The following is a 17,541-nucleotide window of genomic DNA, read 5'->3' on the forward strand; positions in this document are numbered from 1 at the left end:
AATCGTTACCGCAACGGTCAGGGCTTTATTCCACCACCTTGGGCACCAGGAAGAAGTTTTCCTCGGTCGCCGGCGCGTTGGCGACAATGTCGGCGGCCTTGTTGCCGTCGGTCACGATATCCTCGCGCTTCCGCATCGCCATCGGCGTCACCGACGTCATCGGCTCGACGCCGGAAACATCAACCTCGTTCAATTGCTCGACGAAACCGAGAATGGTGTTGAGTTCGCCGGTCATGCGTGCGGCGTCCTCCTCGCTCACAGCGATGCGGGCAAGGCGCGCGACGCGCTTGACGGTCTGGATGTCGACGGACATGGGTGCCTCGGCGATCGTGTCGGAAAGGTTCAGGCGGCTATAGCCGCGCGCCGCGCCGCGCGCAACCTTGAACGGCGCGGAACCACATTCGCCTCGTTACAGGGAAACGGTCTCGCCAACTTTAGGCAACACCACCTTGGCGCCAGAACCTTCCATGCCGGCGACGAACTTGTCAGCCGACTGGTCGATCACCGGGAAGGTGCCGAAATGGCAAGGCACAACCGTATCGAACTTGAAGAAGCGCCGGCACGCAAGGGCTGCCACCGCGCCGCCCATGGTGAAGCGATCACCGATCGGCACAAGACCGACCTTCGGCTCGTGCAACTCGTTGATCAGCGCCATATCGGAAAAGATATCGGTGTCGCCCATATGGTAAAGCGTCTTGTCATCCGGAAAATGCAGCACCATTCCGCCCGGATTGCCGAGATAGGTATTCGTGCCATCTTCGCCTGACAGCGAGGAGGAATGCAGCGCCTGCACGAAAGTCGTGGTGAACCCACCGCAATCGACGGTGCCGCCAATGTTGCCGGGGTTGATCTTGTCGCCGGACACACCTTTGCCGACCAGCAGCATGCAGATCTCGAAATTGGCGACCAGCATGGCGCCACTCTTTTTCAGGATATCGACAGCACTGCCGACATGATCGTCATGGCCGTGCGTGATCAGCACGTGGGTGACACCATCGGCCACACCTTCCCAGCCTCCACCCCAGGATGGGTTGCCTACCAGGAAGGGATCGATCAGGATCGTCGCGCCGCCAGCCTCCACACGAAACGCCGAGTGCCCGTACCAGGTGAGTTTCATCAACCGCTCCTCGATTTTGTGAGAGCAGGAAGATAGAACGGCGGCGGATCAAGTCAAAGGAAAGCGCGTGGGAATCATCGCCATCGAGGACCTGCCCCAATTGCTGAGCGCGGGTGGCACGCTTGCCGGCATCGACCTGGGCGACAAGACCATTGGAGTTGCGGTTTCAGACCGTGGCCTTTCCTTCGCGCATCCCCGTCCCGTCATCATGCGAAAGAAGTTCTCGATCGATGCCGCAGCCCTGATCGGCCTGCTCGGCAAGGAGAATGTGGCAGCGATCATCATTGGCCTGCCCGTCAATATGGACGGTTCCGAAGGACCACGAGCCCAGAAATCACGCGCCTTCGTGCGCAATATGGCGCCGCTCAGCCCGTTGCCTTTCGTTTTATGGGATGAACGCCTGTCGACGGTGGCGGCAGAGCGCGTGCTGCTCGAGATGGATGTTTCACGGCGAAAACGCGAAACGCGCATCGATTCGGCCGCTGCAGCCTTTATTCTGCAGGGAGTCTTGGACCGTCTCCGGACACTTGCTCGATCCGATTGAGCTGCACCTGATCGGCACGCTGCCGGCTCCACCAGGCGGCGATCTGGCGGCGTCGCCGGAAAGCGACAATGCCCGCGACCAGGAACGAATCGAAGACACAGGCCTTGGCGACCATCCCCGGGATCAGCGCAGGATCAATGCCGAGGATCTCGCCATAAAGTTCGAAAACCAGGTCATGCAGTTGGCGGCTCAACATGACATAGCCGAAATTCATGTCGTTGAGCGACAGGAAGTACCAGCCCCAGAACAAAGTGAGCGGCGCAATCCAGAGCAGTAGCAAGGTGCGCATCAGCAGACCTTTCCTGCCGCCCGGCACCACGGATCCGCGCACAGCTCGGCCCAAACCGCCCTATGGACGGTCCTCTCTTGGCTTTCGAGCGATGGCGACGTGCGCATGATCTTCCTGCGGTTTGAAGAAAGACAGTGGGGCTTACCGCCCGCCACCGCAATGGAAACCATTTGTTAAGGTTAACAGCCGATCGGCAGACGCATTCCAGTGGAATGGCCTGCTCCTTGGGAGAGGCTGAAAGAGTGCGCTCGCGTCAGTTCGTCGCCGGATAGAGCGTATCCAGGATCATCCGCGCGTCGTGGCGTGAGTCGAGCATGCCGTAGGTATTGCGCCACTGTCCTGCCAGTCGCGTTTCGATGAAGGCATCGGCAATGCGCCCTGCCCCCAGCCGCTTCAGTTCCGCGGCTGCTGCCGCCAGAGCCAACTGCTCCGTCAACAATCGGGCGGAGCCTTCGTCCGTCGAAGCCACCTGCATGGCCGCCTTCAGCACGCTGATCGTGCCGTGTCCGGTGGCGCCAAGGTCGCTGTCGATACCGGCCAGCACTTCTTCGAACAGCGCCGGCGCTCGCCCGAGCACACGCAGTACGTCGAGCGCCATGACATTGCCGGAACCTTCCCAGATGGCGTTGACTGGCGCCTCTCGATAATAGCGCGCCAACGGAGCCTCTTCGACATATCCGTTGCCACCCAGGCACTCCATCGCCTCGTAAAGCAACGACGGCGCAATCTTGCAGACCCAATATTTCACGACCGGCGTCATCGCCCTTGCAAAGGCGGCCTCGCCCCGGTCCGCCGCCGCTTCATCGAAGGAGCGTGCCAGGCGGAACGACAACGCCGTGGCCGCAGCCACGTCGAGCGCCATATCGGCCAGAACGCGCTGCATCAGCGGCTGGTCGACAAGATTGGCACCGAACACCTTGCGATGGCGCGTGTGGTGAACGGCCTCCGCCAGGCCGGCCCGCATGAGTGCGGCGGAAGCGACGGCGCAATCGAGACGGGTCAGTGTGACCATGTCCATGATGGTCTTGATGCCTTGCCCCGGCTCGCCCACCATCTCGCCGATGGCATTGTCGAACTCGACTTCCGAGGAGGCATTGGAGCGGTTGCCAAGTTTGTCCTTCAGGCGCTGGAATCTGAAGCCGTTGCCCGATCCGTCGCCGAGAATGCGCGGAACCAGGAAGCACGACAGCCCTTCCGACGCCTGTGCCAGCACTAGGAAGGCATCCGACATCGGCGCCGACATGAACCATTTGTGGCCGGACAACCGATAGAAGCCGCTGGAGCCGGCGCGCTCGGCCTTGGTGATGTTGGCGCGCACATCGGTGCCGCCCTGTTTTTCGGTCATACCCATGCCGAGCGTCAGCCCGGTCTTTTCCACCGGCGGCTTCTGCGCCTGATCGTATTTGCGCGTGGTCACGCGTGGCGCCCACTCCCGGAAGATCTTCGGGTTGGCCATCAGCGCCGCCAGCGAGGCGTTGGTCATGGTGATCGGACACAGATGGCCGGTCTCCAGTTCCGCCGTCAGATAGAAGCGCGCCGCGCGCACCTGATGGCGACGGCCGATCTCGGTCTCACCATTTTCCCACACGGATGAATGCAGACCGTTTGCGACCGAACGGCGCATCAGCGCGTGATAAGCAGGATGGAACTCAACAAGGTCAATGCGCCGGCCCTGCCGGTCATGGGTCCTGAGCTTCGGCGTTTCGATGTTGACGAGCCGTGCCAGGTCCTGCGCTTCCTGCGTCAGCACGAAGCGGCCGAGCTGGTCGAGGTCCTTGCGCACCGGCTCCGAGAATCGCTCCGCCAGTTGGATCAGCAAAGGATCGCCCCGCCAGGCATTGCCCCCGGCAAGCGGCGGCGGCTGATTTATCACGTCGTCGGCCACGCTTTCCCTTTCAAATCGGTCCCGCCTGACTGCTCGAATCCGGGACCGCTGCCGGTTTATAACGAAGCTGTCACGCGTAGGCGACGAAAATACCGGTGGAAAGGCGCGCTTTCCAATCGAGGCGCTTGCGGGTGGCCCGCACCCGCCCTATAGCAACGCCTTGAGATGACTGACGCTTCGTCCCTTCCGCTGTTTCCGCACCGCCACCTTCTGGGCATAAGCGACCTTTCTCCTGCCGATATCGAGATCCTTCTGGATCGCGCCGACCGCGCGGTGGCGATCTCGCGCCAATCCGAGAAGAAAACCTCGACACTGCGCGGGCGTACCCAGATCAACCTGTTCTACGAAGCATCGACGCGCACCCAGTCGTCCTTTGAGCTCGCGGGAAAAAGGCTCGGTGCCGACGTCATGAACATGTCGGTCGCCTCCTCTTCGGTGAAAAAGGGCGAAACGCTGATCGACACCGCGATCACACTGAATGCCATGCGCCCCGATATCCTGATCATTCGTCATCAGTCGGCGGGCGCGGCCGCGCTGCTCGCGCAGAAGGTCGGCTGTTCGGTGGTCAATGCCGGCGACGGTACGCATGAGCACCCGACACAGGCGCTGCTGGACGCGCTCACCATCCGCCGCGCCAAGGGACCTCTTTCCAAGCTTATCGTGGCGATCTGCGGCGACATCCTGCATTCGCGCGTCGCCCGCTCCAACATCATCCTGCTCAATGCGCTGGGTGCCCAGGTGCGCGTGGTCGCGCCCTCGACGCTTCTTCCTTCCGGCATCGAGCGCATGGGCGTCATCGTGGCGCGCTCCATGGCCGAGGGCCTGAAGGATGCAGACGTCGTCATGATGCTGCGGCTGCAGCGCGAGCGCATGGAAGGCGCTTTCGTGCCATCGGTGCGTGAATATTTCCGCTATTTCGGCCTCGATGCCGAGAAACTGAAGGCTGCAAAGGACGATGCGCTTGTCATGCATCCCGGGCCGATGAATCGCGGCGTCGAGATCGCCTCGGAAGTGGCCGACGGGCCGCAGAGCGTCATCCAGGAACAGGTCGAGATGGGTGTCGCCGTGCGCATGGCGGTGATGGAAGCGCTGCTCGATCCGCGCCGCAATCAGGAAGGCCGCGGCGCATGACTAGGACGATTTTTCAGCGCGCGCGCATTGTCGACCCCTCGCGCGGCATCGATGAGATCGGCACCGTCATCATCGACGGCAAGACGATCGTTGCCGCCGGCGCGGAAGCGCTCAATCAGGGCACTCCGGAGGGCGCCAGGATCATCGACTGCGCCGGCAAGGCGATCATTCCCGGCCTGATCGACTCACGGGTTTTCATTGGCGAGCCCGGCGGCGAACACCGCGAAACCATTCACTCGGCAAGCCATGCGGCCGCCGCTGGCGGCGTCACTTCGCTGGTGATGATGCCCGATACCGATCCGACCATCGATACGGTGGCGCTGGTGGAATTTGTGCTGCGCACGGCCCGTGAAACGGCAAGCGTCAACGTCTTCCCGGCAGCCGCCGTCACCAAGGGATTGCATGGTCGCGAGATGACCGAATTCGGCCTGCTGCGCGAGGCCGGTGCCGTTGCCTTCACCGATGGTCGCCACACCATCGCCAATGCGCTGGTGATGCGGCGCGCGCTCACCTATGCCCGCGACTTCGGTGCGGTCATTGCGCACGAGACACAGGATGCCGACCTTGCGTCGGCCGGCGTCATGAACGAGGGGCTCTACGCCAGTTGGCTTGGCCTCTCCGGCATTCCGCGCGAAGCTGAACTGATCCCGCTGGAGCGCGATCTGGCACTCGCCCGGCTGACCAGGGGCAACTACCACGCAGCCAAGATCTCCACGGCGATGTCGGCGGCCGCGATTGCCCGCGCCAAGACGGACGGTGCCAATGTGACTGCCGGCGTAGCCATTCACAATCTGGCGCTGAACGAAAACGATGTCGGGCAATACCGCACTTTCTTCCGTCTGGCGCCGCCGCTGCGCGCCGAGGAAGACCGCGTGGCGATGATCGAGGCACTGAAGGACGGAACGATCGATATCGCCGTTTCCTCGCATGATCCACAAGACGTCGACACCAAACGCCTGCCATTCGCCGATGCCGCAGCAGGCGCGATCGGGCTCGAGACACTGCTTTCTGTTGCCCTGCGCCTCTATCATAACCAGGATCTGTCGCTGCTCAGGCTTGTCGAAGTGCTATCGACGGCCCCTGCCCGGCTGTTCGGCTTGGCTGGTGGCACATTGAAGCGCGGTGCACCAGCGGATCTTGTTCTGGTCGATCTCGACGAACCCTGGATCGTGAGCGAGGCCGGTATCCGCTCGCGCTCGAAAAACACCTGCTTCGAGGGCGCGCGTCTGCAGGGCAAGGTCTTGCAAACGCTGGTTGCGGGCCGCACAGTGTTTTCCGCCTAGCGTTCGTAAGAGACGCGGGGCGACGGGGGAGCAATGTCGCTGATTTCCATTCTTGCGCCGGTCATCGGTTATCTGTGCGGCTCGATTCCCTTCGGCCTGCTTTTGACACGCGCTGCCGGCCTCGGCGATGTACGCAGCATCGGTTCCGGCAATATCGGCGCCACCAACGTTCTGCGTACCGGCAACAAGGGCCTCGCCGCAGCAACACTGATCCTGGACGCGCTGAAGGGCACTATCCCGGCGCTGATCTTCGCGCGTTACGGGATGGAAGCCGGCGCGCTCGCTGGCGCCGGCGCCTTCATTGGACACATCTTCCCGGTCTGGCTCGGTTTCAAGGGAGGCAAGGGTGTCGCCACCTATCTCGGCGTGCTGATCGGACTTGCCTGGCAAGTGGCGTTGATCTTCGGCGCTGTCTGGCTCGCGATGGCGGTGTTGTTCCGCTACTCGTCACTTGCGGCACTCGTTGCCTGTGTCGTCGTACCGGTCGTGCTGTTCTTTTTCGGCCAAGTGCAATATGCGCTGGCCTTCGCGTTGATGAGCGTGCTGATCTTCTACAAGCATCGCGCCAACATCGAGCGACTGAGGGCCGGAACAGAAGGCCGAATCGGAGCCAAAGGGTGAGCAAGCCCGTTGTCGGGTTGCGCCTCAGTGACCGGCAACGGCTGAGTTGGCTGCGCCTTATCCGCACTCCGAATGTCGGACCGGCTTCCTTCCGCGCGCTCATCAACCGTTTCGGCTCGGCAGAGGCAGCGCTCGAAGTCCTGCCTGAACTGACGCTTTCCGGTGGTGCCAGCCGTCTGGTCAGGATCCCTGCAATCGCTGAGATCGAAGCGGAAATGCAGGCTGCAAGGCGCATTGGCGCACGCTTCGTCTGCATCGGTGAACCGGATTACCCCCCGCTGCTCAAACACATGGATCATCCGCCGCCTGTGCTTGCCGTGAAAGGCGCCGGCGCGGTGTTCGCCATGCCGACGGTTGCCATTGTCGGTGCGCGCAATGCCTCACTCGCCGGCATCAAGATGGCGCGTATCCTGGCCGCCGAACTCGGCCGTGAGGGCTATGCAATCGTTTCGGGCCTTGCACGCGGCATCGATACCGCCGCCCACCAGAGCAGCCTTCTCACCGGTACGGTCGCCGTGCTGGCTGGAGGGCTCGATCTGCCCTATCCACCCGAAAATGCCGGACTCAACGACGAGATAGCCGAACGTGGTGCGGTGGTTTCCGAAATGCCGTTCGGTTGGCAACCACGCGCCCAGGATTTTCCACGCCGCAACCGGTTGGTTGCTGGCGCGGCACTCGGGCTTGTCGTGGTGGAAGCCGCCGAGCGGTCGGGGTCGCTGATCAGCGCGCGACTGGCTGCCGAAATGGGACGGCAGGTATTCGCTGTGCCGGGCTCTCCCCTCGACCCGCGCGCCCGTGGAACGAATGGTCTCATTAAGGATGGCGCTACTCTGGTCACCGAAACGGCGGACATACTTAACGCGCTGGCATCGCAGATCGACACGCGGTTCGTACCAAACACTCCCGCGGAAGAACCATCGGATTTTTCGGCGACACTACCGCCTGCCGATAGCGAGCGCGAACGGGTCATCGAAACGCTTGGCCAAGCCCCTGTAAATATTGACGAAATCATCCGACATACCGGCTTGCACCCGGCCCAGGTCGCGATAGTCCTGCTGGAGCTGGATCTTGCCGGTCGGCTTGAGCGCCATGCGGGCGGGTTTGTTTCACTGATCTTTAGCCATTGATCCACATTGCCGGACCGAAACGACAGCGAACTCGCTCGTTCGATAAAATTCTAATCTTATCCTACTGATTTTACTCATGTTTCGTTGAACAGAATCGCGCACCACTCTCGCCATGCCAGGGCGTGGGGAAAACGGAGGCGATTGTGAAGGAACGTTTTGAGTTAGTGCTGGAGCCAACGGATCTCTGGTCGGTCTGGGACAACGAAACTGATCAGCCTGTGGTGTTTGCCAACCAGCTTCTTGCCGGGCTGAGCAAGCGCGAGGCCGAGGCCGCCCACCAGATCCTGAGCGAAATCGTAAAGAAGCGGGAACTGGAGAAGAAGAGGCTGGAAAAGAAGAAGCGCTCTTCCGACGCCGCATGAAGTGACGGCCAAGGTCGGCCGTTCGCGATCCGACACCCAGCGTCCCCGGCAATTTTCATGTGCCCGTGCGAGAACGTGCCTGCCCTCGAGATTGCAGAAGACCGCCGCACTCCTATTTGGCGGTCTTTGCTTTCCTGACCAATCCGATACCGTGGAGAATTTCCGCCACCGTCCCGGTCGAACATTGGGTGACCAATTCGCGCTCCTTGCCCGACGGGACCGCCAAATCCGCGACAAGGTCGTCGAGCGCACGGGCCAACCCATCTCGACTCATGCCGTTGCAGCAAAATTGAATTGGCCTGACGGTATCCAGACGGTTCAGGTTGTCATCTTTTCGTTTTGGTCGACCTTTTACCGGTTCGCTGTTGCAACCCCATCCTGCGAGTTCGCCGGTATCGCTGTATTCGACCAGATAACATCCATGCCCATCGCCGCAGTCGAGGGTCCAATGCGAAGTTTCGCACATAGCCATCGCACAATCTCCATCCGCGTAGCCTGAGCCCGTTTCCGGGATTTACAGAATTGGCGTACTGCACCTGTCAGTCAGCGTCTGTGAAGCGCCGCACAGATGGGAACCACCCAGCAATCCTTGAGCGGCCGTCGGCCGGGACGATTTGAGACATGCTTGTGAGTCATTTGGAAACCCGCTTAGGGTACTGTGGCCGCTAGGTCGCATTTGGTGCGATGCATCTACGGCCATCGTGCTGAGAGCGTTCCATAGATCGCTCTCCATCGAACAACGACTGAGCAAATGGAGACGTCATGGCGACGGATCGAGTATCAACGGGCGTGGCAATCCTGCTTGCGGCACTGGTCTCCGGCTGTGCAACTTCACCAACCAACTACGCGGCCACACTCTCGACCAAAGATCCAAAATGGCGGTCGAAGCAGTGCGAACAAATTCGAGCGACAGCATTGGCCTTTGAGGCCAAGGAAAAGGAAACCCGCAAATTGGCACCTGGTCTCCTGCTTGGCCCATACGGGATCGGGATTGCACTGGCTATCAAGGAACATCAGGACAAGCAGCGCAAGCAGATCGCCCGTGACATGCATATGCAATGCTCAAGTCAGCCCCTGCCGAAGGAACTGCAGGCGGTTTCAAGTTAAGGAAGGCACGAAATGAAACAGGACTGTATCTTCCGATGACACCCGAACGCCTCGAAGAGTGCCTATCCATCGTCCGCTGGTCGCCTGAGACGCTGGCGCAAGCCTTGGGATGTGACGTTTCACTGGTCGAGGCTTGGCTTACCGAGGAAGCGGAGATTCCGCCAAAGACGGCGGCATGGGTCGACACCGTTGCCCAGTTCATGGAAACCGCCGACGGAATGAAGCCCAAGGGACTGAAGGGAAAGAAATGGCCGTAAATTCTGGAGAACGGCTTCAAAAACGACACGTAGTCATTTGAAATTATTGGCGATCCCGACAGGATTCGAACCTGTGACCATCGGCTTAGAAGGCCGGTGCTCTATCCAGCTGAGCTACGGGACCGCTGGCTGCCTCGAATCGGGGCAGCAAACTCAAAGCGGGCAGTCGACGGCTTTTGCCGCAACAATCAGCAGTCAATGTGTCCAAGGCGTGCGGCGGTCATAGCGGAAATTGTCCGAGTAGGAAATCTGCCTCCGCTTGGTTTCCTTCGGCTCTTCGACCCGAAACGCCAGGCCCTGCTTCTCGGCATATGCCACCGCTTCCTCGCGCGTCTCGAACGAAAGCCTGATCTGGCTCTTCATGTCGCCGGAGGTGGTGTAGCCCATCAGCGGGTCGATCTTGCGCGGCTTTTCCGGATCGAATTCGAGCACCCAATTGCCGGTTCGAGCCTTGCCCGACTGCATGGCGGTCTTGGCTGGGCTGAAAATGCGTGCGGACATGAGGACCTCGTTGCTCGGCGGCGCGCCGTTTCCTTCCCGGTGCTTACTGCGCAATGGAAATAACCGCAAGACCAATGGTTTTAGGGCTTGCTTTGCGGCGTGCGACCCACTAGGCAACACGCGGCCTCGGAGTGTAGCGCAGCCTGGTAGCGCACCTGATTTGGGATCAGGGGGTCGCAGGTTCGAATCCTGCCACTCCGACCATTCTTCCCACATTTCCTGAACACTCATGCGTTGGCCCGCTTGCGCCCCAAGGCGCGCCTTGAGGCGCTTGAAGCCCCACGCGAGCGTCAGCCTCGCAAAGCGTTGCCGGCTCGGTTTTCCCCAACTTCCATTTGAGCGCGCTTCCGCGGTTGACTCCCTTTTTCTATCATGCAATTGGTTGGACCATTGATCCAATCGGTGACGAATGAGCCAGCTTCGCCTTCCTCCGATCCAGACCACTGCACGCGACGACGCGGTGCTGGAGGCGTTGGCGGGTTTCGTTCAGCAGGAGGCCTTGCAGCCGGGTGACAAGCTGCCGACGGAGCGCATTCTGGCCGAGCGGCTGAAGGTCAGTCGCAACACCGTGCGCGAGGCATTGACGCGCTGGGAAGGTCTCGGCCTTGTCGAACGCCTGCAAGGCAGCGGCACGTTCCTGAAGGCCGCCGTCTCCCCACATATGCTGCATATGCCGCTGACGCTTGCCGGCGGCAACGACTTCGCCAGCCTCATGCAGACACTGGAAGTCCGCCGCGCTCTGGAGGCCGAAGCCGTTTCCCTGTGCGCCATGCGCACGGGCCCGCAGGAGCTCGATCTGATCCGTCGCAAGCTCGAAACGATGGAAGAGGCCTTTCACAGCCGCGCCGGCATGTCGTCTGAGGAAGACTGGGAGTTCCACCAGGCGATCTACAGGGCGTCCGGCAACCCGCTGTTCGAGCAGTTGATCGCAGCCATGCACGAAATGTTCCACCGTTTCTGGGAGCATCCGCTCGGCGTGCGCAACTTCGGCCACGCCTCCTTCCCTTACCATCGCTCCATTTACGAGCGCATCGCAGCTCGCGACGCTGAAGGCGCGCGCGCCGAGGCGCTGAAACTGATCGCCACCGTCGAAGCCGACCTGCGGCGCGGCGAGGCAGCACGCAACCAGGCACGCCAGGCATGAACGACCCTCGCCCGAACCTCGACATCGATCCGGTTGCAGAAGCAGCCACGCTGCTTGCCCATGACGACCCGTTCGTCGGCGGCGCCGTGGTGCCGCCGATCTACCAGACGTCGCTGTTCACCTTCGCCAGCTATGCCGAGATGGCCGACACGTTTGCCGGCAAACGGCGCCAGCCGATCTATTCGCGCGGCGACAATCCAACCGTCATGGAGTTCGAAAAACGGGTAGCAGCGCTTGAGGGCGCCGAGGCAGCGCGCGGATTCTCATCCGGCATGGCGGCGATCAGCGCCACGGTTCTGGCCTTCGTTGGCGCGGGTGATCGTATCGTGGTGGTGCGCAACTGCTATGGCGACGCCTATCGCCTGTTCGAACGGCTGTTTCCGCGCCTCAACATCACCGTCGACTATGTCGACGGCTCCGATCCAGACGCGGTGGCTGCCGCCCTGCCCGGCGCCAAGCTGCTCTATCTCGAAAGCCCGACCTCGATGATGTTCGAGCTGCAGGACCTGCCGCATCTGACCCGGCTGGCGAAAGAGCACGGCATCGTCACCACGATCGACAATTCCTGGGCAACCCCGATCTTCCAGAAGCCGATCGCCCACGGCGTCGATCTGGTGCTGCACTCGGCCTCCAAATATCTCGGCGGCCACAGCGACACCGTTGCCGGCGTTGTAGCCGGTTCGGCCGAAAACATCCGCCGCATCAACGAGCAGACCTATTCTTATCTTGGCGGCAAGCTTTCGCCTTTCGAGGCGTGGCTTCTGCTGCGCGGCCTGCGCACGCTGCCGTTGCGCCTGCCACACCACATGAAAAGCGGGCTCACCATCGCCGAACGGCTCAAGGCGCACGGCATGGTCGAACGCGTCAACCATCCCGTCTATTCGAACCATCCCGGCAAGGCGACGCTCGCCGGCTATGCCGGACTGTTCTCCTTCGAGGTGACCGAGGAGATCGACATCCCCGTCTTCACCGACGCGCTGAACTATTTCCGCATCGGCGTGTCCTGGGGCGGCCATGAAAGCCTGGTCGTGCCGGCCAAGGCATCCCTGGAACAGACCCCAGGCGTGAATTCCATGGCGCGCTTCGGCGTCAGCCCAAGAACCATCCGGCTCAATGTCGGGTTGGAGAATGTCGAGGACTTGTGGAGCGACATCACACAGGCCCTTGAAAAAGCAAGAAAATAAACTGTCGAACAAATGGGAATGGAAGACATGGGAACGTTGAAGACACTGCTTACCGCCGTGGCCGGGCTGGCCATCTCGGCAAGTGCCGCGATGGCTGACACCACGATCAAGATGGTCGAGGTCATCACCAGCCCGCCGCGCACCGAGCTGCTGAAAAAGCAGATCGCGGAGTTTGAGGCGGCCAACCCCGGCGTCAAGGTCGAGCTCGTCTCGCTGCCCTGGGGCCAGGCATTCGAGAAATTCCTGACCATGGTGCAGGCTGGCGACACGCCCGACGTGGTCGAGATGCCAGAACGCTGGCTGGCGCTCTATGCCAACAACGGCCAGCTTGAAGACCTCGCACCCTATATGGCCAAGTGGCCGGACGCCGGCACGATTGGCGAGCGGGCCAAGACCTTCGGCTCGGTGGCCGGTGGCAAGCAATATATGCTACCCTACGGCTACTACATCCGCGCCATGTTCTGGAACAAGAAGCTGTTCAAGGAAGCCGGCATGGACAAGCCGCCGGCAACGATGGACGAGTTCGTCGAGGCGTCGAAGAAGATATCGGCGATCCAGGGCAAGTACGGCTACTGCCTGCGCGGCGGGCCAGGCTCCTATACCGGCGTCAACATGTTCATGAACATCGCCGCCGGCAACGGCGCGCAGTTCACCGAGGACGGCACCTCGACCGCCAATTCCGAGGGCGCGGTCAAGGGACTGCAGATGTTGGCCGACCTCTACAAGAACGGCTATGCGCCGAAGGACAGCGTGTCCTGGGGTTTCAATGAGATCGTCACGGGCTTCTATTCGGGAACCTGCGCTATGCTCGACCAGGATCCTGATGCGCTGATCGGCGTGGCGGAGAAGATGCCGGCGGAGGACTTCGCGGTTGCGCCGATGCCGGTCGGCCCCAATGGCAAATCCTATCCGACGCTCGGCTATGCAGGTTGGTCGATGTTCGCCGACAGCGAGCACAAGGAAGAAAGCGCCAAGCTGATCGGCACGCTGACCGCGCCGAAGGCAAATCTGGAATGGGCCAAGACCGTAGGCGTTATCCCGATCCACGACGGGGCGGACAAGGATCCACACTTCGCGACCGAGCAATTCAAGGGCTGGTTCGACGAACTGAACGATTCGGCGAAGTATGAGTTCGTGACGCCGCCGGTGCATCTGGAAAACCTTGGCAACTTCGTCGACCAGGTGGCGATCAAGAACTTCCAGGAAGTGCTGCTCGGCCAGAAGGACGCCAAGACCGTCGCCGACGAATGGGCGGCCTTCCTGACCAAGGAGCAGCAGGACTGGCTGGCGAAGAACAAGAAGTAGCCATTCCTTCCCCTGGGGCGGCGCAGACAACCTTCCAGTAGTGCGCCGTCTCTCGTGCTTGCCCGCAATCGCTTCGCCAAATGCTGGGCGCTCCGGCCACTGAGATTTGACCGATTTGTGAGCATTCGAATGACCTACGCAGTCGCAGACATCGCGCCGCCGCGTCGCCGCAATGGCCTTTTCTTCGCGCGCGTTGAACCATGGCTCTATCTCAGCCCGGCTATCGTGCTGCTGGTCACGGTGCTGCTTGTGCCGCTGATCGTCGGCATCAGCTATTCTTTCCGCAAGTTTTCCGCGTTCAAGTCAGAGTTCGTCGGTCTCGCCCAGTATCAGGCGATGCTTTCGGATGCCGTACTGCATCAGGCGCTGTGGAACACCCTGTGGTGGACCGTCGCCAGCCTGTTCTTCCAGTTCTTTCTCGGTCTTGGGCTCGCGCTGCTGCTCGACAAGGAATTCAACGGCCGCAAGATCGTACAGGCGGTGGTCTTTCTGCCCTGGGCCGTGCCTACATTTCTTTCCGGCCTTACCTGGGCTTGGCTGTTCAACTCGATTATCGGACCGCTGCCACATTGGCTCTATGCGCTCGGGCTGAAAGCCGAGCCGACCAACGTGCTTTCTGATCCCTCGACCGCCATGTGGGGACCGATCGTCGCGAATGTCTGGTTCGGTGTGCCGTTCTTCGCAATAACCCTGCTGGCCGCGCTGAAATCGATCCCGTCCGAACTGCATGAGGCGGCGGCGATCGACGGGGCATCACCCTGGCAGCGCTTCAGCAAGGTCACGCTGCCGTTCCTCGCGCCGACCATCGCCATCACTGTCGTGCTGCGCACCATCTGGATCGCCACCTTCGCTGACCTGATCTACGTCATGACCGAAGGCGGGCCGGCGGGTTCGACCAGCACCGTGCCGGTCTACATCTATGTCAGCGCCTTCAAATCGCTGGACAAAGGCTACGCATCGGCGGTCGCCGTGCTGCTGCTCGTCCTGCTCATCGCCTATGCCTTCGTCCTCATCGGCATCCGGCGCTCTCTCGTGAGACATGTGTGATGATCGCCGGACGCTCTTCATCCTCCCGCCTTTGGGGTGGCGTCGGCCACTACGCAGCGATTGCCTTTTACGTGATCTTTGCGCTTTTCCCGATCTATTGGACGCTGAAAATCTCCGTAACCCCAGGCGACCTGCTCTACGCCGAAGGCATCACCCTTTGGCCATCACGCACGACGCTGGAGAACTTCCGCACCGTGCTCGCGGCTTCCGACTTCCCGCGCTATTTCCTCAACAGTGTCATCGTTTCCGTGGCGACGGCGGCGCTCGTGACGGTGGTTGCCACGCTCGCCGGCTATGCGATGAGCCGCTTCACTTTCCGTGGCAAGGCGCTGGTGGCGATTGCGCTACTGCTTACCCAGACTTTCCCGCTTGTGATGGTGATCCCGCCGATCTACCGCATCATGGGCCAGATCGGGCTGACAAACTCGCTCACCGGACTGGTGATCATCTACACCGCCTTCAACACCGCCTTCGCCACCTTCCTGATGCAGTCCTTCTTCGACGGCATCCCGAAGGATCTGGAAGAGGCCGCGATGATCGACGGCTGCACGCGCGGCCAGGCCATGCGGCAGGTCATCGTGCCGCTGACTTTGCCCGGCATGGGTGCGACGCTCGGATTCGTCTTCACGGCAGCCTGGAGCGAGCTGCTCTTTGCGCTGATGCTGATCTCCAGCGAGGACCAGAAAACTTTCGCGGTCGGCCTGCTGACCTTCATTGGCAAATTCGCCGTCGACTGGGGGCAGATGATGGCCGCATCGGTGCTGGCGCTGATCCCGGTCTGCATCTTCTTCGCCTTCCTGCAACGCTATCTCGTCACCGGGCTCACCGCCGGTGCAGTCAAGGGGTGATCATGGCTTCCGTCACGCTGGAAAAGGTCAAAAAGGACTATGGTGTCGTCCGCGTCCTCAACGAGGTCGATCTGAAGATCGCCGACGGCGAGTTCGTGGTGCTGGTCGGCCCATCCGGTTGCGGCAAATCCACCTTGTTGCGCATGATCGCCGGCCTGGAAGAGGTATCGGGCGGCGATATCCGCATTGGCGACCGCATCGTCAACGACGTCGCGCCGAAGGACCGCGACATCGCCATGGTGTTCCAGTCCTATGCGCTTTATCCGCATATGAATGTCTCGTCCAACATGGGCTTCAGCCTCATGTTGCGGAAAACCGAGAGGGCAGCGATCGAGACCCGCGTCGAGGGCGCGGCGAAACGGCTGGGGCTTGATCCTCTGCTGGAGCGCCTGCCACGCCAGCTGTCCGGCGGTCAGAGGCAACGCGTCGCCATGGGCCGGGCCATCGTGCGGGATCCGCAGGTCTTCCTGTTCGACGAACCCTTGTCCAATCTCGATGCCAAGCTGCGCACGCACATGCGTACTGAGATCAAGGCGCTGCACCAGCAGCTCAAGACGACTTCGATCTATGTCACCCACGATCAGACCGAAGCCATGACCATGGCCGACCGCATCGTCGTCATGCACAACGGCAATGTGCAGCAGGTCGGCGCGCCGCTGGAGCTCTACGACCATCCGGCGAACATGTTCGTCGCCGGCTTTATCGGTTCGCCAGCCATGAACTTTTTGCCGGCGACCGTTTCCAGACATGCCGTCGCCGAAGCGGTTTTCGGCGACGGCCAGAAATTGCGCCTGCCGGACGGCCTGCCGCTACGGGATGGTGATGTGCTCGCTGTCGGCATGCGGCCGGAAGACATCAGGATCGTTGACGACGGCCCGCTCAAGGCCGAGGTCGAGGTTGTCGAACCACTCGGCATGTCGACGCAATATTATGTGCGCCTGGCCGGCGAGCAGTTGCGTATCTATGCCATCGGCCGGCCCGTTCTGGCGCCTGGACAGCAAGTGCGCCTCGCCGTCGATCGCGCCGCCCAGCACATTTTCGACCCCGTCAGCGGCGGCAGGGTTGAACCGGGCACCTAGTGGCCAAGAAGCGAGCGCGTTACAGCTCGAACTCGCCCTGCCCTTCATCCATGGCGTTGACGGCGTCAGCCGCCATCGTGCGGGTGATGCGCGCCTTCTGTTCCAGCGCCATGCGATCGAGCCGTTCGACCACCCGTATCGCCGTTGCCAGCGAACGTTCGATGCGCCGCACCAGATATTGCACGACATGCGGTTCCACCTCGACCTGACGGTCGGCGAACAGTTTTGTGATGACGCCCGCCAGAAGGACGTCGTCCGGTTCATGGATCTCGACGGTAGCCGCCGCCTTCAGGCGCGACGATAGATCGGGCAGTGTCGTACCCCAGGCTGCGGGAAAACGCCTGGCGGTCAGCAGGAGGTGAGAACCTGCTCCCCGAACGCTATTGATGAGATGGAACAATCCCTGCTGGTCGAAGACGCCGGCATCTATGTCATCGATCAGAACGGGGCGTCCGTCAAAAGCGAGCGCGCCTTGCCCGATCTTGCCGGCTTCGATGGTGACCGCATCGGCTGCCTCGCGCCAGATTTCAGCCAGATGCGTCTTGCCGGACCCTGCTGGGCCGGCCAGCACCACCACTGGCGCCGGCCAGTCCGGCCAGCGGTCGACAAGTGTCGCCGCCTCCGTGTTTGAAGCCGACACGACCAGGTCGTCGCGCGAATAGGCGGTGCCATGCCCGAGATCGAGCGGAAGCTGTCGTGACCGTTCCATG

The 17,541-nt window shown here is 61.5% G+C and carries 21 protein-coding genes and 2 tRNA genes; 15 read left to right on the plus strand and 8 right to left on the minus strand.

Annotated elements, in window-relative coordinates:
* Positions 1–25: 25 nt before the first annotated feature.
* Positions 26–313, minus strand: coding sequence for an Asp-tRNA(Asn)/Glu-tRNA(Gln) amidotransferase subunit GatC (gene gatC, locus AO692_RS15315; RefSeq protein ID WP_054310915.1), 288 nt, complete (start codon positions 311–313; stop codon positions 26–28).
* Positions 314–409: 96 nt separating this feature from the next.
* Positions 410–1,117, minus strand: a complete 708-nt coding sequence (locus AO692_RS15320) for a metal-dependent hydrolase (protein WP_054310916.1) — start codon at positions 1,115–1,117, stop codon at positions 410–412.
* Positions 1,118–1,184: 67 nt separating this feature from the next.
* Here AO692_RS15320 and ruvX point away from each other — a divergent pair, with 67 nt between their 5' ends.
* A complete protein-coding gene (ruvX, locus tag AO692_RS15325) occupies positions 1,185–1,661 on the plus strand; it encodes a Holliday junction resolvase RuvX (RefSeq protein WP_054310917.1) in 477 nt (158 codons plus the stop codon).
* Here the strand turns inward: ruvX and AO692_RS15330 are convergent.
* Both AO692_RS15330 and AO692_RS15335 read right to left on the minus strand, forming a co-directional pair.
* Positions 1,609–1,950 carry a DUF6105 family protein gene (locus AO692_RS15330; RefSeq protein ID WP_054310918.1) on the minus strand — a complete coding sequence of 114 codons (342 nt, stop codon included), beginning with the start codon at positions 1,948–1,950 and terminating at the stop codon, positions 1,609–1,611. The genes ruvX and AO692_RS15330 overlap by 53 nt on opposite strands.
* A gap of 253 nt (positions 1,951–2,203) precedes the next feature.
* Positions 2,204–3,835, minus strand: a complete 1,632-nt coding sequence (locus AO692_RS15335) for a DNA alkylation response protein (RefSeq protein ID WP_054310919.1) — start codon at positions 3,833–3,835, stop codon at positions 2,204–2,206.
* A gap of 165 nt (positions 3,836–4,000) precedes the next feature.
* On the opposite strand from AO692_RS15335, the gene AO692_RS15340 reads away from it, so the two are divergent.
* The 5 genes from AO692_RS15340 (at position 4,001) to AO692_RS33300 (ending at position 8,359) form a co-directional block, all read left to right on the plus strand.
* Entirely contained in the window at positions 4,001–4,966 is a 966-nt protein-coding gene (locus AO692_RS15340) for an aspartate carbamoyltransferase catalytic subunit (RefSeq protein ID WP_054310920.1), read from the plus strand.
* Positions 4,963–6,249 (plus strand): dihydroorotase, encoded by a 1,287-nt coding sequence (locus AO692_RS15345; RefSeq protein ID WP_054310921.1) that lies wholly within the window; start codon positions 4,963–4,965, stop codon positions 6,247–6,249. Before AO692_RS15340 ends, AO692_RS15345 begins: the two co-directional genes overlap by 4 nt.
* 33 nt (positions 6,250–6,282) lie before the next feature.
* Entirely contained in the window at positions 6,283–6,870 is a 588-nt protein-coding gene (gene plsY, locus AO692_RS15350) for a glycerol-3-phosphate 1-O-acyltransferase PlsY (protein WP_054310922.1), read from the plus strand.
* Positions 6,867–7,997 (plus strand): DNA-processing protein DprA, encoded by a 1,131-nt coding sequence (gene dprA, locus AO692_RS15355; RefSeq protein WP_054310923.1) that lies wholly within the window; start codon positions 6,867–6,869, stop codon positions 7,995–7,997. Before plsY ends, dprA begins: the two co-directional genes overlap by 4 nt.
* A gap of 143 nt (positions 7,998–8,140) precedes the next feature.
* Complete coding sequence (locus tag AO692_RS33300) at positions 8,141–8,359, plus strand: hypothetical protein (RefSeq protein WP_162531848.1); 219 nt, start codon at positions 8,141–8,143, stop codon at positions 8,357–8,359.
* 112 nt (positions 8,360–8,471) lie between these two features.
* Here the strand turns inward: AO692_RS33300 and AO692_RS32795 are convergent, their stop codons facing one another.
* Positions 8,472–8,831, minus strand: coding sequence for a hypothetical protein (locus AO692_RS32795; protein ID WP_152979850.1), 360 nt, complete (start codon positions 8,829–8,831; stop codon positions 8,472–8,474).
* A gap of 290 nt (positions 8,832–9,121) precedes the next feature.
* Here AO692_RS32795 and AO692_RS15370 point away from each other — a divergent pair, with 290 nt between their 5' ends.
* Entirely contained in the window at positions 9,122–9,466 is a 345-nt protein-coding gene (locus AO692_RS15370) for a hypothetical protein (protein WP_054310925.1), read from the plus strand.
* Between the two features lie 35 nt (positions 9,467–9,501).
* Complete coding sequence (locus AO692_RS15375; RefSeq protein ID WP_054310926.1) at positions 9,502–9,723, plus strand: hypothetical protein; 222 nt, start codon at positions 9,502–9,504, stop codon at positions 9,721–9,723.
* A gap of 47 nt (positions 9,724–9,770) precedes the next feature.
* On the opposite strand, the gene AO692_RS15380 is transcribed toward AO692_RS15375, so the two are convergent.
* Both AO692_RS15380 and AO692_RS15385 read right to left on the minus strand, forming a co-directional pair.
* Positions 9,771–9,847, minus strand: a tRNA-Arg gene (locus AO692_RS15380).
* Between the two features lie 71 nt (positions 9,848–9,918).
* Positions 9,919–10,224 (minus strand): ETC complex I subunit, encoded by a 306-nt coding sequence (locus AO692_RS15385; protein ID WP_054310927.1) that lies wholly within the window; start codon positions 10,222–10,224, stop codon positions 9,919–9,921.
* Between the two features lie 127 nt (positions 10,225–10,351).
* Here AO692_RS15385 and AO692_RS15390 point away from each other — a divergent pair.
* The 7 genes from AO692_RS15390 to ugpC all read left to right on the plus strand — a co-directional run bounded on the left by AO692_RS15390 (position 10,352) and on the right by ugpC (position 16,831).
* Positions 10,352–10,428 (plus strand) — tRNA-Pro (locus AO692_RS15390).
* A 205-nt stretch (positions 10,429–10,633) separates the two neighbouring features.
* Entirely contained in the window at positions 10,634–11,368 is a 735-nt protein-coding gene (locus AO692_RS15395; RefSeq protein ID WP_054310928.1) for a FadR/GntR family transcriptional regulator, read from the plus strand.
* Entirely contained in the window at positions 11,365–12,552 is a 1,188-nt protein-coding gene (locus AO692_RS15400) for a PLP-dependent transferase (protein WP_054310929.1), read from the plus strand. The genes AO692_RS15395 and AO692_RS15400 overlap by 4 nt, the downstream gene beginning before the upstream one ends.
* 27 nt (positions 12,553–12,579) lie before the next feature.
* Positions 12,580–13,857: a sugar ABC transporter substrate-binding protein gene (locus AO692_RS15405; RefSeq protein ID WP_054311216.1), complete on the plus strand. Its 1,278-nt coding sequence runs from the start codon at positions 12,580–12,582 to the stop codon at positions 13,855–13,857.
* 129 nt (positions 13,858–13,986) lie between these two features.
* Positions 13,987–14,904 carry a sugar ABC transporter permease gene (locus AO692_RS15410; protein WP_054310930.1) on the plus strand — a complete coding sequence of 306 codons (918 nt, stop codon included), beginning with the start codon at positions 13,987–13,989 and terminating at the stop codon, positions 14,902–14,904.
* Entirely contained in the window at positions 14,904–15,752 is an 849-nt protein-coding gene (locus AO692_RS15415) for a carbohydrate ABC transporter permease (protein ID WP_054310931.1), read from the plus strand. Before AO692_RS15410 ends, AO692_RS15415 begins: the two co-directional genes overlap by 1 nt.
* Positions 15,753–15,754: 2 nt before the next feature.
* Positions 15,755–16,831 (plus strand): sn-glycerol-3-phosphate ABC transporter ATP-binding protein UgpC, encoded by a 1,077-nt coding sequence (ugpC, locus tag AO692_RS15420; protein WP_054310932.1) that lies wholly within the window; start codon positions 15,755–15,757, stop codon positions 16,829–16,831.
* A 19-nt stretch (positions 16,832–16,850) separates the two neighbouring features.
* On the opposite strand, the gene hdaA is transcribed toward ugpC, so the two are convergent.
* Positions 16,851–17,540, minus strand: coding sequence for a DnaA regulatory inactivator HdaA (gene hdaA / locus AO692_RS15425; protein WP_054310933.1), 690 nt, complete (start codon positions 17,538–17,540; stop codon positions 16,851–16,853).
* Position 17,541: the final 1 nt, after the last annotated feature.

The organism is Mesorhizobium sp. 1M-11 (assembly GCF_001303895.1).
Classification (GTDB): Bacteria; Pseudomonadota; Alphaproteobacteria; order Rhizobiales; family Rhizobiaceae; genus Mesorhizobium.